The organism is Actinoplanes sp. CA-131856, assembly GCF_050956135.1.
In the GTDB taxonomy this organism is placed as follows: Bacteria; Actinomycetota; Actinomycetes; order Mycobacteriales; family Micromonosporaceae; genus Actinoplanes.
The window spans coordinates 9,500,676-9,519,521 of the sequence record NZ_CP191849.1; the positions used below are offsets into that span (position 1 = coordinate 9,500,676).

The 18,846-nt window shown below is 70.4% G+C and carries 13 protein-coding genes; 8 read left to right on the forward strand and 5 right to left on the reverse strand.

The window, feature by feature from the left end; genetic code table 11:
• The first annotated feature begins 51 nt into the window (after positions 1 to 51).
• Together ilvD and ACQP2X_RS43585 are read left to right on the forward strand one after the other, a co-directional pair.
• Positions 52 to 1,899, forward strand: a complete 1,848-nt coding sequence (ilvD, locus tag ACQP2X_RS43580; protein WP_498691941.1) for a dihydroxy-acid dehydratase — start codon at positions 52 to 54, stop codon at positions 1,897 to 1,899.
• A gap of 121 nt (positions 1,900 to 2,020) precedes the next feature.
• Complete coding sequence (locus ACQP2X_RS43585) at positions 2,021 to 2,752, forward strand: siderophore-interacting protein (protein WP_498691943.1); 732 nt, start codon at positions 2,021 to 2,023, stop codon at positions 2,750 to 2,752.
• A 36-nt stretch (positions 2,753 to 2,788) separates the two neighbouring features.
• Here the strand turns inward: ACQP2X_RS43585 and ACQP2X_RS43590 are convergent, their stop codons facing one another.
• Both ACQP2X_RS43590 and ACQP2X_RS43595 read right to left on the reverse strand, forming a co-directional pair.
• Positions 2,789 to 5,959, reverse strand: coding sequence for an MFS transporter (locus ACQP2X_RS43590; RefSeq protein WP_498691944.1), 3,171 nt, complete (start codon positions 5,957 to 5,959; stop codon positions 2,789 to 2,791).
• A gap of 74 nt (positions 5,960 to 6,033) precedes the next feature.
• On the reverse strand, positions 6,034 to 7,047 hold the full coding sequence (locus tag ACQP2X_RS43595) for a LacI family DNA-binding transcriptional regulator (protein WP_498691946.1): 1,014 nt from the start codon (positions 7,045 to 7,047) through the stop codon (positions 6,034 to 6,036).
• A gap of 300 nt (positions 7,048 to 7,347) precedes the next feature.
• Here ACQP2X_RS43595 and ACQP2X_RS43600 point away from each other — a divergent pair, with 300 nt between their 5' ends.
• From ACQP2X_RS43600 to ACQP2X_RS43615, 4 genes are all read left to right on the forward strand, one after another.
• Positions 7,348 to 8,634: an ABC transporter substrate-binding protein gene (locus ACQP2X_RS43600; protein WP_498691948.1), complete on the forward strand. Its 1,287-nt coding sequence runs from the start codon at positions 7,348 to 7,350 to the stop codon at positions 8,632 to 8,634.
• A 58-nt stretch (positions 8,635 to 8,692) separates the two neighbouring features.
• A complete protein-coding gene (locus ACQP2X_RS43605) occupies positions 8,693 to 9,676 on the forward strand; it encodes a carbohydrate ABC transporter permease (RefSeq protein ID WP_498691949.1) in 984 nt (327 codons plus the stop codon).
• A gap of 77 nt (positions 9,677 to 9,753) precedes the next feature.
• Positions 9,754 to 10,533, forward strand: coding sequence for a carbohydrate ABC transporter permease (locus ACQP2X_RS43610; RefSeq protein ID WP_498701226.1), 780 nt, complete (start codon positions 9,754 to 9,756; stop codon positions 10,531 to 10,533).
• A 12-nt stretch (positions 10,534 to 10,545) separates the two neighbouring features.
• A complete protein-coding gene (locus ACQP2X_RS43615) occupies positions 10,546 to 12,999 on the forward strand; it encodes a glycoside hydrolase family 2 protein (RefSeq protein ID WP_498691951.1) in 2,454 nt (817 codons plus the stop codon).
• A 42-nt stretch (positions 13,000 to 13,041) separates the two neighbouring features.
• Here ACQP2X_RS43615 and ACQP2X_RS43620 read toward each other — a convergent pair whose 3' ends face one another.
• From ACQP2X_RS43620 to ACQP2X_RS43630, 3 genes are all read right to left on the reverse strand, one after another.
• Positions 13,042 to 15,618, reverse strand: coding sequence for a putative bifunctional diguanylate cyclase/phosphodiesterase (locus tag ACQP2X_RS43620; protein WP_498691952.1), 2,577 nt, complete (start codon positions 15,616 to 15,618; stop codon positions 13,042 to 13,044).
• Between the two features lie 190 nt (positions 15,619 to 15,808).
• Positions 15,809 to 16,093 (reverse strand): MoaD/ThiS family protein, encoded by a 285-nt coding sequence (locus tag ACQP2X_RS43625; protein ID WP_498691953.1) that lies wholly within the window; start codon positions 16,091 to 16,093, stop codon positions 15,809 to 15,811.
• Positions 16,093 to 17,172 carry a WD40/YVTN/BNR-like repeat-containing protein gene (locus ACQP2X_RS43630; RefSeq protein WP_498691955.1) on the reverse strand — a complete coding sequence of 360 codons (1,080 nt, stop codon included), beginning with the start codon at positions 17,170 to 17,172 and terminating at the stop codon, positions 16,093 to 16,095. Before ACQP2X_RS43630 ends, ACQP2X_RS43625 begins: the two co-directional genes overlap by 1 nt.
• A gap of 65 nt (positions 17,173 to 17,237) precedes the next feature.
• On the opposite strand from ACQP2X_RS43630, the gene ACQP2X_RS43635 reads away from it, so the two are divergent.
• Both ACQP2X_RS43635 and ACQP2X_RS43640 read left to right on the forward strand, forming a co-directional pair.
• Entirely contained in the window at positions 17,238 to 17,612 is a 375-nt protein-coding gene (locus ACQP2X_RS43635) for a PH domain-containing protein (protein ID WP_498691956.1), read from the forward strand.
• A 48-nt stretch (positions 17,613 to 17,660) separates the two neighbouring features.
• Positions 17,661 to 18,842, forward strand: a complete 1,182-nt coding sequence (locus ACQP2X_RS43640) for a PQQ-dependent sugar dehydrogenase (protein ID WP_498691958.1) — start codon at positions 17,661 to 17,663, stop codon at positions 18,840 to 18,842.
• Positions 18,843 to 18,846: the final 4 nt, after the last annotated feature.

The window sequence follows — 18,846 nt, forward strand, 5'->3', positions numbered from 1 at the left end:
GCAGTGGACGTCATGGACCGTTTACGTCCCGGCCAGTGGCACTATGAGGGGATGCCTGACCTGCGTTCCCGGACCTCGACCCACGGTCGGACCATGGCCGGCGCGCGTGCCCTCTGGCGCGCCACCGGGATGACCGACGACGACTTCGGCAAGCCCATCGTGGCCATCGCCAACAGCTATACGCAGTTCGTACCGGGTCACGTGCATCTCAAGGACCTCGGCGGACTGGTCGCCGACTCCATCGCCCAGGCCGGCGGCGTCGGCCGCGAGTTCAACACGATCGCGGTCGACGACGGCATCGCGATGGGCCACGGCGGCATGCTCTACTCGCTGCCCAGCCGCGAGCTGATCGCCGACGCGGTGGAGTACATGGTGAACGCGCACTGCGCCGACGCCCTGGTCTGCATCTCGAACTGCGACAAGATCACGCCGGGCATGCTGATCGCCGCCCTGCGGCTCAACATCCCGACCGTCTTCGTGTCGGGCGGCCCGATGGAGGCCGGCAAGACCGTCGCCATCGAGGGCATCGTGCACGAGAAGCTCGACCTGGTCGACGCCATGAGCGCGAGCGCCAACGAGAAGGTGACCGACGCCCAGCTCGACACCATCGAGCGCTCGGCCTGCCCGACCTGCGGCTCCTGCTCCGGCATGTTCACCGCCAACTCGATGAACTGCCTGACCGAGGCGATCGGCCTGGCCCTGCCGGGCAACGGCTCGACCCTGGCCACGCACGCGTCCCGCAAGGCGCTGTTCGAGAAGGCGGGTTCGCTGATCGTCGAGATCGCTCGTGACTACTACGAGAAGAACGACGAGACGGTCCTGCCCCGCAGCATCGCCTCGCGGTCGGCCTTCGAGAACGCCGTGGCTCTCGACGTGGCGATGGGCGGCTCGACCAACACGGTTCTCCACCTGCTGGCCGCCGCGCGCGAGGCCGGGCTCGACTTCAGCGTGGCCGACATCGACGCCATCTCGCGCCGGGTGCCCTGCCTGTCGAAGGTCGCCCCGAACAGCCCGAAGTACCACATGGAGGACGTGCACCGGGCCGGCGGCATCCCGGCCCTGCTCGGTGAGCTCAACCGCGGCGGCTCGCTTCGTCAAGACGTCCGGTCCGTCCATTCGCCCGATCTGTCGACCTGGCTCGACAAGTGGGACATCCGCGGCGGATCGCCGTCGCCCGAGGCACTCGAGCTGTTCCACGCGGCTCCGGGCGGTGTCCGTACGACCCAGCCCTTCAGCACCGAGAACCGCTGGGCCACGCTCGACACCGACGCCGAGAAGGGCTGCATCCGCTCGGTCGACCACGCCTACACGGTCGACGGCGGCCTGGCCATCCTGTTCGGCAACCTCGCGCCCGACGGCTGCGTGGTCAAGACGGCCGGCGTCGACGAGTCGATCTGGAAGTTCACCGGACCGGCCCGCGTCTTCGAGTCGCAGGACGCCGCGGTCGAGGGCATCCTCGGCAAGCAGGTCGTCGAGGGCGACGTCGTGGTCATCCGCTACGAGGGGCCGAAGGGCGGGCCCGGCATGCAGGAGATGCTCTACCCGACGAGCTTCCTCAAGGGCCGCGGCCTCGGCAAGGCGTGCGCGCTGATCACCGACGGCCGCTTCTCCGGCGGCACCAGCGGCCTGTCCATCGGCCACGTCTCCCCCGAGGCGGCGGCCGGCGGCCTGATCGCGCTGGTCCAGACCGGCGACGAGATCACCATCGACATCCCGGGCCGCAGCATCACGCTCAACGTCCACGACGACGAGCTGGCCCAGCGCCGGCACGAGGAGGAGCGGCGCCCCAAGCCGTACTCCCCGGTCGACCGCCAGCGCCCGGTGTCGGCCGCGCTGCGCGCCTACGCCTCGATGGCGACCAGCGCGAGCGACGGCGCGTACCGCCGGGTCCCCGAGTAAGGCTCGCACGGCAGAACGAGGCCTCGCACCGTCCCGGTGCGGGGCCTCATTCGTCGGCTTCCCCCTCATCGCGACTTAGGTTAGCCTTACCTCCCCTAGAAGCGGAAGGTGGTGGCGTCCCATGGCGCGCGGATGGGAAGGCGCCGTCCTCAAGGTGCTCGGCGGCCGCGATCACGTGCTCACGCTGACCGCCAGGCGCGAGCTGACGCCGCACTACCTGCGACTCAGCTTCGAGGCGCCGACGCTGCTGGAGAAGGTCCGCCCCGAGCCGGCGGCCTGGGTGCGCTTCTGGATCCCCGACCCCGACGGCGGCAAGCGGGAGTACCAGCGGGCCTACACGATCGCCGGCGCCGACGAGAAGGCCGGCACGATCGACGTCGACTTCCTGCTCCACGAGCCGGCCGGCCCGGCCTCGTCCTGGGCCGCCACGGCCGAGGAGGGAACGAAGGTCGCCGTGGTCTCCCTAGGCTCGGCCCCGTTCCGGCTCGCCACGGGGACACCGGGCGTGCTGCTGATCGGCGACCCGTCATCGGTGCCGGCGATCAACGGCATCCTCCGCACGCTGCCACCCACCACGGAGGTCGAGGTGCTGCTGGAGGACGCCGCCGGCTTCCCGCTCGCCGAGCACCCGCGCCTGACGGTGCACCACTGCGAGCGCGAGGGCACAGGGTCGCTGGCCACAGCCGTACGACCGCTGGTGAAGCCGGGCCATCAGGTGTGGGCGGCCGGCGAGTCGGGCTCGCTGAAGGCCGTACGGTCGGTGGCCCGAGCCCGCGAAGGCGCGACCAAGGAGAACACGTACACCCTGGCGTACTGGATCGAGGGCCGGTCGATGGGGACCAACCGCTCTTAGACTCATGTCTTGGCTGCGGCGTGGCCCGTCTTCGGCCTAGGCCGGCACCGGGCTGCCGAGGGTGATGTCGTGATCGGTGTGGTCGCCGGTCAGTTCGACGCGGGTGGCGACCGGGGCGTGGCCGCTGGCCGCGACCGTGTAGACGCCGGGCGGCAGATCGTGCAGCTCGTAGCGGCCGTCCGGGCCGGTCGTGGCGGCGCCGGCCACGGCACCCGTACGGTCGACGGCCAGCACCGAGGCCTGCGGGATCGGATGGCCCGACCCGGCGGCGCGGACGTTGCCGGTCAGGACGCCGCCCACGGCCATGGTCAGGTCGGCGGGGCGCCCTGGGGAGACGGTCCGGGAGACCGGGGCGGCGTGCGGCGCGGTGGCGGTCAGCGTGAACTCGCCACCGTCCAGACCGGTCATCGCATAGCGGCCGTCGGCACCGGTGGTCGCGGTGGCGACGACCTCGCCCAGCGGCCCGGTGAGAGTCAGCGCGGCTTCGGCGACGGGCCGGCCGGCCCGGTCGAGGATCCGCCCGGTGATCTGACCGGCACCGGCCAGCGACAGCACACGACGGATCTCACCGGCGCCGACATTGATGGTGGCAGCGGCGGGTTGATGGTTCTCGGCCGCGCAGATCAGCAGCAGCGAGCCACCGGCCTCGAGCGCCATCCGATAGGTGCCGTCGAGGTCGGTGACGGCCCGGGCCAGCTCCCGCCCCTGAAAATCGGTGATGGTCAGGGTGGCGCCGGGAAGAGGCAGCCCACCGGGCCCGTCGATCCGCCCGAGAACAACGGCTTCCTTCAAAGCGTCCACCATGGATTTCCTTTCGATGCCCATCACGGGAGCCGGCACACCTTCGGACCGCCCATCGGCCCCGGCCGCCAACGTGGTCAATGCGGAGCGCCGCCTCCCAGCGGCGGCCTCAACCTCGGCAAAGCCCTCAGCGGGGTGCTGCGCTTGAGCGACGGCCTTGGGCTCGCCCTCAACGGAAGACTGAGCAGGGTGCCGCGTTTCAGCGACGGCCTTCGGCTCGCCCTCAACGGAAGACGGAGCAGGGTGTTGCGCTCCAGCAACCGCCTTCGGATCGGCAAAGGCGGAGGACTGAGCGGGGCGCTGCTCCTCAGCGACGGCCTTCGGCACGGCAAAAGGCTGGGCGCCGGGCTCGGGCTCGGCGAAGGGCCGGGCGCCGGGCTCGGCGAAGGGCTGGGCGACGGGCTGGGCCCCAGCGGCGGCCTTCGGCTCGGCGAAGGGCCGCGCGCCGAAGTCGGGCTCGGCAAAGGCGTCAGCGAAGGGCTCGCTGGCCACCTTCCGTCCAGCGGAGGCGTCGGCGAAGGGCCCGGCGGCGGGCCTCGGCCCGGTGAGAGCCTCAGCCCAAGGCTCGCCGACCGGCTTCGGCTGAGCGAAAGGCTCAGCGCCTGGACCGGCTGAAGGCGGGACGGAAAGCGCGGCGGCGAAACCGGCTGAAGGCTGGGCGGTTGCATCGGCTGAAGGCTGGGCGGAGGGCGCGGTGGCTGGACCGAATGAGGGCTCGGCGGCTGGACCGGCTGACGGCTGGGTGGAGGGCGCGGCGGCTGGACCGAATGAGGGCTCGGCGGCTGGACCGGCTGACGGCTGGGCGGAAGGCGCGGCAGCTGGACCAAGTGAGGGCCCGGCGGAGGGCTGAGTGGCTGAAGCGTGGTCGGCTCGGGTTCGCAATGGCAGGCCGGGCAGGAACAGGAACAGGGCGAACGCCACCACCATGACCGCCGCCGCGAGCAGGAACAAAGTGCCCATCGCGTCGGCGAAGCCGGCCTTGAACGGCTGGGCCAGCGCCGGCGTCACGTGCTCCAGGAACGACGTGTCGTCGAGGGCCGGCCGGCCTCCCATCGCGTCCAGGATGGGTCGATCGCCCGGACCGGGGGCCTTGAGGGCGCTCTGGAACGCCGGATCGTCCGCCGCGGCGCGGAACGCGTTGCCGATCTTGTCGCCGACCGTGGCGAACAGCACCGACAAGAAGATCGCCGTGCCTGCCGTGGCGCCCATCTGCCGGAAGAACGTCGACGAGGCCGTCGCCACCCCGATCTCCGATCGTGCCATGGCGTTCTGCACCGCCAGCGTCACCGGCTGCAGCACCCCTCCCAGGCCCAGGCCGAAGATTCCCATGAAAAGACCGGTTCGCCAGTACGGGGTTTCCGCGCCGACCAAGTGCAACAGCAGCAGCCCGGCGATCATGAGGGCGGCGCCGAACATCGGGAAGAAACGGTACCGTCCGGTCCGGCTGATCACCTGTCCCGAGATCAGCGAGCCCAGCATGATGCCCGCGGTCATCGGCAGCAGTTGCAGCCCGGACTCGGTCGGTGTCGCTCCTCGCACGATCTGCAGATAGAGCGGAAGCATCGCAAGCCCCCCGAACATCCCCATGCCCACCACGAATCCGCCGCCCGCGGTGAGCGCGAAGGTCCGGTTGCGGAAGAACCGCAGCGGGATCAGCGCCTCTTCCCGCATGAGCCCCTCGGCCAGCAGGAAGAGCAGCAGCCCGGCCCCGCCCACGGCGTAGCAGGCGATCGACCTTCCCGAGGTCCAGCCCCACTCCCGGCCCTGTTCGGCCACGGTGAGCAGCGGGCCGAGGCAGAGGCAGATCGTCAGCGCGCCCCACCAGTCGATGCGGTGGTCGCGCCGCTCGTGCTTGATCCGCAGCACCCGGGCCACCACGAACAACGCCAGCGCCCCGATCGGCACGTTGACCAGGAAGACCCACCGCCATCCGGCGATGCCGAGGATCTCGTCGGCGCCCGCGAAGAAGCCGCCGATCACCGGGCCGAGCACGCTCGCCGAGCCGAAGACGGCCAGGAAGTAACCCTGGTAGCGGGCCTGTTCCCGGGGCGGCACGAGGTCGCCCACGATGGCCAGGGCGAGCGAGAAGAGGCCGCCCGCGCCCAGGCCTTGCAGCGCCCGAAATCCGGCCAGCTGATACATCGAGTCGGCGAAGGCGCAGGCGGCCGACCCGATCACGAAGATCGTGATGGCGGCCAGGAAGAAGCGCTTGCGGCCGTAGATGTCGGACAACTTGCCGTATAGCGGAGTCGAGATCGTCGCCGTGATCAGGTAGGCCGTGGTGACCCAGGCCTGCATGCTCAGCCCGTGCAGGTCGTCACCGATGGTCCGGATGGCCGCGGTGACGATGGTCTGGTCGAGCGCGGCCAGGAACATGCCGAGCATCAGCCCGGCCAGCACCTCCACGATGTGACGGTGACTCAGCTGTTTCTCCGCGCCCATGGATCGAGCAACGAGAAATGTTGCCCGATGGGAACGGGTCAGCGGGGAGGCGCCGTACTTCCCCTCGGTGTGAGATGGGCCGTTCCGGCCTCGACGTTGCCCACCTGTTTGCCGTCGATGGCGGCCAGGAGCTCACGGGCGGCGTGCGCCCCGTACTCGGCGATGTCGCGGCTCAGCGCGGTCAGCGGCGGGTGGACCAGGCTGCACAGGGGCGAGTCGTCCCAGGCCACGATGGACAGGTCGCCCGGGACGGCCAGGCCCATCTCCTGCGCCACGGCCAGACCGGCCACCGCCATCACGTCGTTGTCGTAGATGATCGCCGTGGGCCGGTCGTTGCCGATGAGCAGCCGCCGGGTGGCGCGGCCGCCCTCCTCGCCGGTGTAGTCGGACGGCACGGTGACCGCCTCGTTCAGCCCGAGCGACGCGCACACCGCGGTGAAGGCCTTGGTGCGGGTCTGCGTGTGCAGCAGGTCGGGCAGGCCGCTGACCCGGGCGATCCGGCGATGGCCGAGGGCGACCAGGTAGCGGACGGTCTCGGTGACCGCGCCGGCGTCGTCGGACCAGACCTGGGCGATGCGGCCCGTGTCGCCGGGACCGCCGATCACCACGGCCGGCAGTTGGAGCTGCTGGAGCACGGGGATGCGGACGTCGTTCTCGCGGAGGTCGGTGACGATCACGCCGTCGATGCGGCGCTCGCCCCACCAGCGGCGGTAGACCTCGACCTCGAGCTCGGGGGTGGCGACGACCTGCAACGTCAGCGCGTAGGAGCGTGCCGCCAGCTCGGCCTCGAAGCCACTGATCAGGCCCATGAAGAACGGCTCGATGCCGAGCATGCGGGCGGGACGGCACAGGGTCAGGCCCACGGCCCGGGCGCTCGCGCCGGACAGCGCGCGGGCGGCGCTGTTCGGGTTGAAACCGATCTCCTGGGCGATCGCGACGATGCGCTGCCGGGTCGCCTCGGAGACTCCCGGCTGTCCGTTGAGCGCGTACGACACGGCGCCTTTCGACACTCCGGCACGCCGCGCGATGTCGGCGATCGTCGGCCGTTTCACTCGGTCTCCTCTGTTCCCGCTGAGCTTACCGGCGACGCTCGCCTTAACAGGGATCGGTAGAGCGCTCTCACGAAGCCTTTCGCGTCATCGACCCGCCGACTTGATCGGTTAAGTGTCACCGCACACAGCTCCCTTTGTAAACAGCGATCACCCGAACTTTCCCCTATGTCCCACTTACTCTCCACTGACAACGTTGACAGATCAACCCCGTAACAAGCTATTGACACTCATCGAGCCCGGCTTTAGCGTCTCCACAACTTATCCGGTTCAGTGAATTCTTCTCTCCGTCATGGAGGCGCAATGGAACGGCTGGGCAAACGGACTCTGCGTGTCGCCGCCGCGGGCATCGCGGCCACTCTCGTGGTCGCCGGGTGCAGCGGGCAGGCGCTCGAGGGTGGCAACGAGGACAAGGCGAGCGGCGACCAGATCACGCTCAAGGTCGCCTTCTGGGGCGACATGGGCCTCGACAAACTGAAGGCGGCGTACGAGAAGGACCACCCCAACGTCAAGATCGTGCTCAACTCGGGCGAATACAACGCCCAGCACGAGGACCTGCAGAAGAAGCTGGTGGCCGGCTCCGGCGCACCGGACATCTCGGCGATCGACGAGGGCTTCGTCGTCCAGTTCCGCAGCCAGGCGGACAAGTTCGTCAACTACCTCGACAAGGGCGGCGCCGAGTTCGAGTCGAAATATCTGCCCTGGAAGTGGAAGCAGTCGCTGTCGGCCGACGGCAAGCAGATCGGCCTCGGCACCGACGTCGGCGGCCTGGCCATGTGCTACCGCACCGACCTGTTCAAGAAGGCCGGCCTGCCCACCGACCGTGAGGCTGTCTCGAAGCTCTGGTCCAACTGGGACCAGTTCATCGAGGTCGGCAAGCAGTACAAGGCCAAGACGGGCAAGAAGTTCGTCGACTCCGGCACCAACATGTTCAACCCCGTGCTCGCCCAGCAGCCGGTCGGCTTCTACGACGAGCAGGAGCAGCTGAAGATGGACGGCGGCCCCAAGGTCGCGTTCGACCTGAGCATGAAGGCCATCCAGGCCGACATCTCGGCCGACCTGGCCAGCTTCCAGCCCAACTGGGACCAGGGCTTCAAGAAGGACCAGTTCGCCGTCCTGGCCTGCCCGGCCTGGATGCTCGGCCACATCCAGGACACCGCGCCCGAGCAGAAGGGCAAGTGGGACATCGCCTCGATCCCCGGCGGCGGCGGCAACTGGGGCGGTTCCTGGTGGACCGTTCCGTCGCAGGGCAAGAACGTCGACGCGGCGGTCGACTTCGTGAAGTGGATGGTCCAGCCGGAGCAGCAGATCGAGGTCTTCAAGACCGTCGGCAACCTGCCCTCGCAGCCGGCGCTCTACAAGGACCCGGCGGTGCTGGACTACAAGAAGGAGTTCATGAGCAACGCCCCCACCGGCCAGATCTTCGCGGCCACCGCGGAGAACCTCCAGCCGCAGTACCTGGGCAAGAAGAACGGCCCGACCCGCGTCGCGGTCGAGAACGTCATCACCCGCGTCCAGCAGGGTGGGCTGAAGCCGGAAGCGGCCTGGGCCGAGGCGGTCAAGGAAGCCGAGAAGGTCGCCAAGTCCTGACCCTTCGCTTCGAGTGGCGGGGCGGCGTGGGCCGCCCCGCCCCTACCTAGGAGTGGCCGTGTCCCTCACCCAGCTCCGGCCGGCGGCGCAGCATCGGGCCGAGCCGCCCAAGACGCCGTCCAAGGCCAAGCAATGGCTCTACCGGTTCGACATCAAGACCGTCCCGTACGCGCTGATCGCGCCCTTCTTCATCCTCTTCGGCATCTTCGGGCTGTTCCCGATCATCTTCAACGGCGTGGTGGCGCTGCGGAACTGGCGGCTCGACGACCCGACGCTGACCGGGTGGGCCGGCTTCGGCAACTTCACCAAGCTGCTGTCCGACGAGGACTTCTGGAACGCGCTGGGCAACACGTTCGGCATCTTCATCCTCTCCACCGTCCCCCAGCTGATCGCGGCGCTGATCATCGCCAACCTGCTCAACCGGAAGCTGCGGGCGACGACGTGGTGGCGCATCGGCGTACTGCTGCCGTATTTGACCCCGGTCGTGGCCTCGACCCTCGTCTTCGCGGTCTTCTTCTCCCGCGACTACGGGCTGGCCAACTGGTTCCTGTCGCTGGTCGGCTTCGGCCAGGACGATCCGCTCGACTGGCGGGCGGCCAAGTGGAGCAGCTGGATCGCGATCGCCACGATGGTCAACTGGAAGTGGATCGGCTACAACGCGCTGCTCTACCTGAGCGCGATGCAGACCATCCCCAAGGACGTCTACGAGGCGGCGGCGGTGGACGGCGCGGGTCCGTGGCGCCAGCTGTGGCGGATCACCGTGCCCATGATCCAGCCGGTGGTGGTCTTCACGGTGATCCTGTCGACCATCGGCGGGCTCCAGCTGTTCAACGAGCCGATGATGTTCGACGAGAACCCGCAGTCGGCCAGCGGCGGCTCCGACCACCAGTTCCAGACGATCGCCCAGCTCATCTACAAGGTCGGCTGGAAGGACCTCAACCTGGGCTACGCGGCCGCCATGTCCTGGGCCCTCTTCCTGATCATCCTGATCGTGGCCGGCGTCAACGCCCTGCTCACCAAGCGCATCGGAGGTGACCGGTGAGCACCCACCGCTACGCCCTCAGGGCGCCGCAGGACACGCCCGGCACGTGGAAGACGTACATCGGGCTCGTCGCCATCATGCTTCTCTCGGCGTTCCCGGTGTACTGGATGTTCGTGATCGCCACGAGCGCCGACGAGGCGGTCACGAAGATGCCGCCGTCGGTCATCCCCGGCAACCAGCTGATGGTGAACCTCAACGAGGTCTTCACCCTCCAGGACGTCTACTTCACGGCCTCGCTGATCAACAGCTTCATCACGGCCACGACGATCACCCTGGCGACGCTGTTCTTCTGCTCGCTGGCCGGGTTCGCCTTCGCCAAGCTGCGCTTCCGGGGACGTAACGCGCTGATGGTCGTGGTGATCCTGACCTTAACCGTGCCCAACCAGCTCGGCGTGGTCGCGCTCTACATCGTGATGGGCAAGCTCCAGTGGAACGGAACCCTGCTCGCGGTCATCGCGCCCGGCCTGGTCAGCGCGTTCGGCGTGTTCTACATGCGCCAGTTCATCGCGCACGCGGTGCCGGACGAGCTGGTCGAGTCGGCCCGCATCGACGGCGCGCTGACCATGCGCGTCTACTGGAACATCGTGCTGCCGGCGATCCGGCCCGCCCTGGCCGTCCTCGGGCTGCTGACGTTCGTCATGGCCTGGAACGACTTCCAATGGCCGCTGATCACGCTGAACGGCACCGAGTTCCCGACGTCGATGGTCGCCCTCTCCGACTTGGCCAGCGGAAACTACGTGATCTACCGGCGGGTGCTGGCGGGCGCGTTCGTGGCCACCGTTCCGTTGATCATTCTGCTCCTGATCGGCGGGCGGCAACTCGTCCGGGGGATCATGGAAGGCGCCGTCAAGTCCTGAGTTAGGAGCACCGTGACCTCGTACCGATCCCTGCACGAAGGCTGGACCGTCTCCGGAGGCGACATCTCCGGGGTGCCGGCCACGGTCCCCGGCTGCGTGCACACCGACCTGCTCGCGGCCGGGCGGATCGACGACCCCTATCTGGACGAGAACGAGACCAAGCTCGCCTGGATCGGGCGGACCGACTGGGATTACTCGACGACGTTCACGTACTCCGAGGGCGACGAGCGGGTCGACCTGGTCTGCGAAGGGCTCGACACCATCGCCGCGGTCTCGCTCAACGGCACCCTCGTGGGCGAGACCGCCAACATGCACCGCGGCTACCGCTTCGACGTCGGCTCGCTGCTGCGTGAAGGCACCAACACCCTTCAGGTCAAATTCACCAGCGCTTACGCGTACGCCGAGGCGGAGCAGCGGCGTCTGGGAAACCGTCCCAACGCGTACGACGAGCCGTTCAACTTCATCCGCAAGCAGGCCTGCAATTTCGGCTGGGACTGGGGCCCGACCCTGGTCACGGCCGGCATCTGGCAGCCGATCGGCCTACAGACCTGGTCGGTGGCCCGCCTGGCCGAGGTCCGCCCCCAGGTGACCGTCACCGGCGGCACCGGCCGCGTCGAGTTGCGCGTCCGCCTCGAACGGGCCGCGGACGAGCCGGTGACCATCACGGCCTCGATCGCCGGCCGCACGGCTCAGGCCACTGTGGACGGCGTCGAAGCCTTGCTGATCCTCACCGTCGACGACCCCGACCTGTGGTGGCCCCGCGGCTACGGCGACCAGCCCCTTTACGAGCTGGATGTCGTGGCGGCCTCGTCGGCCGGCGAGCTCGACCGTTGGTCGCGGCGGGTCGGGTTCCGGTCGGTGCGTGTCGACACCGCGGACGACGGCTTCGTGGTGGTCGTCAACGACGTGCCGGTCTTCGTGCGCGGCGTCAACTGGATCCCCGACGACGTCTTCGACAACCGCGTCACCCGCGACCGCCTGGCCATCCGCTTCCGTCAGGCCGCCGACGCGAACGTCAACTACCTGCGGATCTGGGGCGGCGGCCGCTACGAGTCCTCCTCCTTCTACGACCTGGCCGACGAAATGGGCTTCCTGGTGGGACAGGACTTCCTGTTCGCCTGCGCCGCGTACCCCGAGGAGGAGCCCTTCCGCTCGGAGGTCGAGGCCGAGGCCCGGCACAACGTCCTGCGGCTGGCCTCGCACCCGAGCCTGGTGATGTGGACCGGCAACAACGAGAACCTGTGGGGCCACGAGGACTGGGGCTGGAAGCCGGCCCTGAACGGCCTCTCCTGGGGCGCCGCCTTCTACTACGACCTGCTGCCCCGCATCGTCGCCGAGATCGACCCGTCCCGGCCGTACTGGCCCGGCAGCCCCTATTCCGGCGCCCCCGACCGCTATCCGAACGACCCGGCCCACGGCACGACCCACATCTGGGACGTCTGGAACACCGACGACTACACCAAGTACGCCACCTACCGCCCCCGATTCGTGGCCGAGTTCGGCTTCCAGGCCCCACCCACGTACTCCACGCTGCGCCGCTCGATCTCGGACGAGCCCCTGGCCCCCGACTCCCCCGGCATGGCCCACCACCAGAAGGCCGCCGACGGCGACAAGAAGCTCGCCCGTGGCCTGGCCAACCACCTCCCCACTCCCCGCGACTTCGACGACTGGCACTACCTGACCCAGCTCAACCAGGCCCGGGCCCTGGCCTTCGGCATCGAACATTTCCGCTCCCTGCGCCCCCTCTGCGCCGGCACGATCATGTGGCAGCTGAACGACTGCTGGCCGGTGACCTCCTGGGCCGCCGTCGACGGCGACGGCCACAAGAAGCCGTTGTGGTACGCCCTGCGCGACGCCTACGCCGACCGCCTGCTCACCTTGCAGGCCCGCACCGGAACCCCCTTGGAGCCCGGCGGCCCTGAGCCGGACATCGAGCCCGGCGCGGTCGTCCCACCGACCGGCGACCCGGCCCTGGTAGCGGTGAACGACGGCCGCACCCCCTGGCCCGTCTCCGCCACCGTGACCCGCCGCACCCTGACCGGCGACATCCTGGCCTCGGCCGCCGTAGCCGCCACGGTCCCCGCCGGCGGGGCCACCACCCTGCCCCTCCCGGCCGACGTGGTCACCCCCGGCGAACCGACCACCGAGCTGATCGTCGCCGAGATGGACGGCCTCCGCAGTTGGTGGTTCTTCGCCGAGGACAAGGACATCCCCTGGCCCGCCCCGGTCTACACGGCCACGGTCTCGCCGCAGTCCACAGAGGTCACCGTCACCGCGACCACGATCCTGCGCTCCTTGACCCTGTTCCCGGACCGCCTGCACCCGAGCGCCGAGGCCGACAAGGCGGCGGTGACCCTCCTCCCGGGCGAGTCCACCACCTTCACCATCCAGTCGGACGTCCCCCTGGACCCGGACGCCCTGACCCAGCGCCCGGTCCTCCGCTGCGTCAACGACGTGGCCCGCTGACCGGCCCGGCGCTCCCAGTCCCACCCTGGGAGCGCCGGGCTCCTAGGCTCGGTGGCTTTCCAAGTAGGCCTCGATGCGCTCGGCCGGGCCCGGGTGGCCCAGCGCGAACCCCTGCCCGTAAAGGCATCCGGCCTGCGCCGCCCGCTCGATCTGGTCGGGCGACTCCAACCCCTTGGCCACGATCTCGAGGCCCAGGCGGCGGCCCAGGCTGACCACCACGTCGATGACCGCGGGACCGTTGCCCGGCATCGGCTCGGGCGCGGTGTTCGTCAGGGAGGCGTGCAGTTTCAGCATGTCGACCGGGAGGCGGCGCAAGTGGGACAGGGACGCCTGACCCGAGCCGAAGTCGTCGAGGGCCGCCCGCACGCCCAGCTTGCGCAGGCCCGACAACGAGGCCACGATGGCCGGCACGTCCTCGGCGATCCAGTCCTCGGCCACCTCGACGATCAGGCGTTCGGGGGCTATGCCGTAGCGGCGCAGCGTCGTCGCCACCCGGTCGGGGAAGCGGGCCGTCAGGAGCTCGCGCGGTGACACGTTCACCGACAGCCAGAAGCCCGCGTCCCCCGTCGACCACGCCGACAGGTGGCGGCACGCCGTATCGAGGACCCACTCGTCCAGTTCCGGCGCTATGCCGACGGCACGGGCGATCGGGAGCAGCTCGTTCGGCATGATCGTGCCGAGAGTGGGGTGGCGCCAGCGGAGCAGGGCCTCGACGCCGGCCGGCTGGTCGTCGCGGAGACCGACCACCGGCTGGAAGACCAGGTCGAGCTCATTGCGCTCGATCGCGCCGAGCAGCTCGCGCTCCAGGTCCATGCGGCGGTTGAGCTTCATCTCGACGTCGGGGTCGTACCACTCGACGCGGTCGAGGCCGAGCTGCCGGGCCCGTTTGCGGGCCAGGTCGGCGTGGCGCAGCACCTCGTCGGAGTCGGCGCCGCCGGCCAGCTCGGCCAGGCCGATGCTGGTGTGCAGCTCGACGATCGCGCCGGGCAGCTGGTGCGGCTCGGACAGGACCGTCGCGATGCGGGTGGCCAGCGCGTAGGCCAGGACCGCGCCGTCGGTGGTGAGCACCGCGAACTCGTCGCCGCCGAGACGGGCCGGCACGTCCTCGTCGCCGAGCAGGGTGCGCAGGCGGCGGCCGACCTCGATCAGCACCGCGTCGCCGGTCTCGCGGCCACGGGAGTCGTTGATGTCGCCCAGGCCGTGCAGGTCGATCACCAGCAGCGTTCCCCGCCGGCCTGGGCGGCGCCGATAGGCGAGCAGGTCACGCATGAGCGCCCGGCGGTTGGCCAGGCCGGTGAGCTGGTCGGTGTACGACAGTTTGTGCAGCGCCCGCTCGAGGTGGCGCCGCTCGCCGATGTCGCGCACGTGCACGACCAGGGCCGCCACCTCGGGCACCGACCGCTGGTCGGAGATGGTCGACTCGGTGTCGCGCCACAGGTCGGCGCCGTCGCGCAGCCGGGCCGTGACCAGCGCCGGCGGTCCGTCGGCGTGTTCGCCGGCCAGCACCGAGTCGATCATCTCCTGGGCGCCGGCCACGTCGTCGGGGTGGATCAGGTCGCTGAAGCTCTTGCCCACCACCTCGTCGTCGGTGAGGCCGAACAGCCGGGACGCGGCCGGCGACTGCCAGCGGATGCGCAGCCGCTCGTCGAGCACGAGGGTGAGGTCGGTGGCCCCGGCGACCAGCGAGCGGAAGTGCGCCTCGGCGGTCTGGAGCTGACCCGCGTATTTGCGGATGTCGCGGACCACGAGCAGCTCGCGCATGGCCAGCACGGCCACCATGGCGATGCCGAAGATGATGCTGGTCGGGTCGAAGCTGCGGACCTCGACCAGGTGCCAGACGGCCGCGACCACGCCGACACCGGCCGGCACGGCGAGCAGCGGGTAGCTGGCCAGATATTGGTCGGGGTTGCGCGGCTCGGCCGGGGGCAGCGGCAGGTCGCGCCGGGAGCCGCCGTCGGCCGTCAGCGCGAGACCCGCGACGATGAGGATGCCGGCCAGAGCGGGCGCCGCGGCCGGGCCCCGGGAGCCGAGGTCGAGCAGGGTGGCGACGGCCGTGAGGCCGACCATCACCATGATCGCGCCGGCCCCGCAGCGGAGGGCGGGCCGCCGATGTGGGGTGCCGCGCAGCACGGAGACCAGCACGATCGCGATGCCGGTGGCGGCGATCAACGTGACCGGCAGGGTCGCCGGGTGTGCCTGTTTGACGGGCGGGATCAGATATCCGGCGAAGGCGATGCTCACGCCCAGGCCCAGGCCGTCGAAGGCACGCCGGCTGTGCAGCGCCCAGCCCCGGCCGGCGCCGGGCAGCAGCAGGGTGCCGGTGGAGTAGCAGGCCGCGGCCACGCCGAGCCCGGCCGTGGCCCAGACCGCGGCGCCCGGCGGCGACCAGGCGGGCACGGTGGCCGTCAGCGCCGTGGCCAGCCCGCCCATGCCGACGAAGCCGGCGCCGCGGCACGCCACGAACGTGCCGTCGGAGTGGTGGATGGCCAGGGCGGCCCGCACGAGGACGGCGGCGGCGACCAGACCGTAGCCGCCGGCCGCGACGGCCAGGGCGAGCCGGGCCGGCATCAGCCCGGCCGCGCCGGCGATCAGGATCGCGACCGCGACCGCAGCCGGCACACCGAGGATCAACACCCGGCGGTGGGGCGACCGGGTGGCAGGTGCGGTGGGGGGAGGCACTGCCAAATCGACGATCCTCTGGGAATCTCGCCGGGTCATGGGGGTTGTACGGGGGCGCTGTCCGGATAACGACGCGTCCCCCGAACAGGTTACGGCCGAGCTGTTCGGGGGCGCACGTCGAATCGGTCGGCTAGGGACGGCTCCCGCCGGCGACGGACGGAAGCACCTGGATCTCGGACCCCTCGGCCACGGGGGTGGCGAGCCCGTCGGTGCGCCGGCTGTCCTCACCGTCCACGTAGACGTTCACATAGCGCCGCACCGCGCCCTGCTCGTCGCGGATGCGGCGGGCGAGCCGGGGCCACCGCTCGTCCACCTCGGCCAGCACGGCCGCCAGCGACCCGGAAGCCTCGATCTCGAGCCGGGACGCGCCGCCGGCCTCGGCCCGCAGCACGCCCGGCACCAACAGGACCGGCATCAGACCGACACCGCCCGCACCGAGAGCACGTCGGGCAGGTGCGCGGCCACCGTCGTCCACGTCTCGCCCTCGTCGCCGGACGCGAAGACCTCGCCGGCGCGGGTGCCGAAGTAGACGCCGGCCGGGCTGCCGTCGTCGGCGCACATGGCGTCGCGCAGCACCACCGGGTAATAAGGCCCACCGGGCAGGCCGCTGCTCTGCTCCTCCCACTTGTCGCCGGCGTCGGTGGAGCGGAAGACGCGGCAACGCAGCTCGGTCGGGTGGCGCTCGGAGTCGGCGGTCAGCGGGAAGTTCCAGATCACGCCGGGCCGGCGAGGGTGGGCGACCATCGAGAATCCGAAGTCGCTGGGCAGCGTCTCGGCGATCGACTGCCACGAGTCGGCGCCGTCGGTGGAGCGGTAGACGCCATGATGGTTCTGCGCGTAGAGGCGATCGGGATCGGCCGCGTCGCGGGCCACCCGGTGCACGCACTGGCCGAACTCGGGCCAGGGATCAGGCATGAAGTACGCCTTGATGCCCTTGTTGGCCGGGGCCCAGCTCTCGCCGCCGTCGGACGAGCGGTAGACGCCGCCGGTCGACATGGCCACGAGCAGGCTCGCCGGGTCGGTGGGGTGGGGCAGGATCGTGTGGACGGCCTGGCCACCGAAGCCGGCACCCCAATCAGGCCGATGCGGATGGTCCCAGAGGCCGCGCACCAGCTCGAACGAGCGGCCGCCGTCGGTGGAGCGGAAGAGCGCGGACGGCTGGGAGCCGGCATAGACCACACCGGGCTCGGCGCCGGGCACGATCTGCCAGATCCGCTCGACCGAGGCCTCGGCGTCGGCCGGGAAGGCGACCGGGGCCGAGTCGGGCTCGTCCCAGGTCTCGCCGAGATCCTCGCTCACGGCGATGCTCGGCCCGAAATGTGAGTTGTCGACGGCCGCGAGCAGCCTCGGCCGCGGTCCGCTGGTGTCCACGCCGATCGTGTAGATCGCCGTGCCGGAGAACTGCGCCGGGCCCACCTGCCAGGTCCGGCGGTCGTCGTCGCTGGTGGCCAGGAACAGCCCTTTCTGCGTTCCGATCGCGAGCAGCGTTGTCATGCCGCCGAGTATGCGCCGCGGGTCCGACAGAAATGGCGGACAACGCGGGTGGGACACTGGAAGACGTGAGTTCTAAGCCCCTTCTCCGTGTCCGCAAGACCGGCGCCCTGCTGGTCGCGGCCGCCATCGCGTTCCTCGGCGCCATCCCGTTCGCCGGCGCCCGGTGGGAGCTCACCCCGGTCCTGCTGATCCCCATCGCGTTCTTCCTCTGGGCCTGGCGCGCCGGCACCGACGTCTACGCGGACGAGTTGCGGGTCAAGGCGCTGTTCGGCAGCACCCGGGTGCCGTGGCCCCGGGTCGCCGAGCTCGCCCCCGACGCGCGCGGCCAGGTCTCGGCCCTGCTCGACAACGGCAACGTCATCAAGCTGACCGCCGTCACCACCGAAAACCTGCCGCGGGTGCTCGCCGCCGGCGGGCAGGAGATCAAGGAAGCCGACTGACTCAGGTTCCGCCGCTACCCTGGGGTGCGTCGAGATCGAGGAGGTCGAGTGATCGTGCGTTCCCGCCGGGGCCGGGCCGTCACCGCGGTGCTGGCCGCCGTGCTCGCGCTGACCGCGGCGTGCAGCTTCGGCCCGCCCGATCCCGACCAGCAGGGCGCACCGCCCAACCTGCCGAAACCCTCGGCGGTCGAGCCGTCCGGCGACGCCAGCGCCGACCCCGGCGGCGGCAGCCAGGAGGTCGCCGTCACCGTGCTGGCCAAGGCGCTCGACGTCCCGTGGGGCATGGCGTTCCTCCCCGACGGCACGGCGCTGGTCACCGAGCGCGACACCGGCCGCATCCTCAAGGTCGGCCCCGAGTCGGACGCGAACGGCCTGACGGTCACCGAGGCCCAGCGGCTCGGCGAGGTGCAGGCGTCCGGCGACGGCGGCCTGCTCGGCATCGCGGTCTCACCGAAATACGCCACCGACAAGACCGTCTTCGTCTACTACTCGACGGCCAAGGACAACCGGATCGGCAAGCTCACCCTCGGCGGCAAGCTCCAGCCGATCCTCACCGGCATCCCCCGCTCGGCCTCCGCCAACGGCGGCGCTCTCGCCTTCGGTCCCGACGGTTTCCTTTACGCCGGTACGGGCGACGGCACGGCCACGGGCACACTGGCGCCGAACCCGAAGAGTCTCGGCGGAAAGATCCTGCGCATGACCACCGCCGGGAAACCGGCCACCGGAAACCCGGTCAAGACCTCCCTGGTCTGGTCCTCCGGCCATCACAACGTGCAGGGCATCGCCTGGGACAAGACCAAGCGGATGTACGCCACGGAGAGCGGCCAGAAGAAGTCCGGCGAGCTCAACGTCATCGTGAAGGGCAAGAACTACGGCTGGCCCCGCACCGACGGCACGGGCACGGACCCCAAGCTGAACAATCCGATGGTCAGCTGGCCGGTCGCCGAGTCGTCCTGCTCGGGCGTGGCCGTCGTCGAGCAGACCGTCGCCACCGCCTGCCTGCTCGGCCAGCGTGTCTACCTGCTCAACGTGACCGGCAACGGCACGGTGCTCGGCACCCCGCAGGCCGTGCTCACCGGCGAGTACGGCCGGCTGCGGGGCATCGTCGCCGCCCCCGACGGCTCGCTCTGGGTGAGCACGTCCAACCGGGAGGACGGCGGCACCCCGGCCACCGACGACGACCGCATCATTCGGCTGGTCTTCTCCGATGGTGGGGCCGGCCGCAGCTGACCAT

Excerpts from the sequence above, each read along its gene's own strand:
- ilvD (WP_498691941.1), top strand. The coding sequence starts at position 52 with ATGCCTGACCTGCGTTCCCGGACCTCGACCCACGGTCGGACCATGGCC.
- ACQP2X_RS43600 (WP_498691948.1), top strand. The coding sequence starts at position 7,348 with ATGGAACGGCTGGGCAAACGGACTCTGCGTGTCGCCGCCGCGGGCATC.
- ACQP2X_RS43585 (WP_498691943.1), top strand. The coding sequence starts at position 2,021 with ATGGCGCGCGGATGGGAAGGCGCCGTCCTCAAGGTGCTCGGCGGCCGC.
- ACQP2X_RS43625 (WP_498691953.1), bottom strand. The coding sequence starts at position 16,093 with ATGCCGGTCCTGTTGGTGCCGGGCGTGCTGCGGGCCGAGGCCGGCGGC.
- ACQP2X_RS43610 (WP_498701226.1), top strand. The coding sequence starts at position 9,754 with ATGCTTCTCTCGGCGTTCCCGGTGTACTGGATGTTCGTGATCGCCACG.
- ACQP2X_RS43630 (WP_498691955.1), bottom strand. The coding sequence starts at position 17,172 with ATGACAACGCTGCTCGCGATCGGAACGCAGAAAGGGCTGTTCCTGGCC.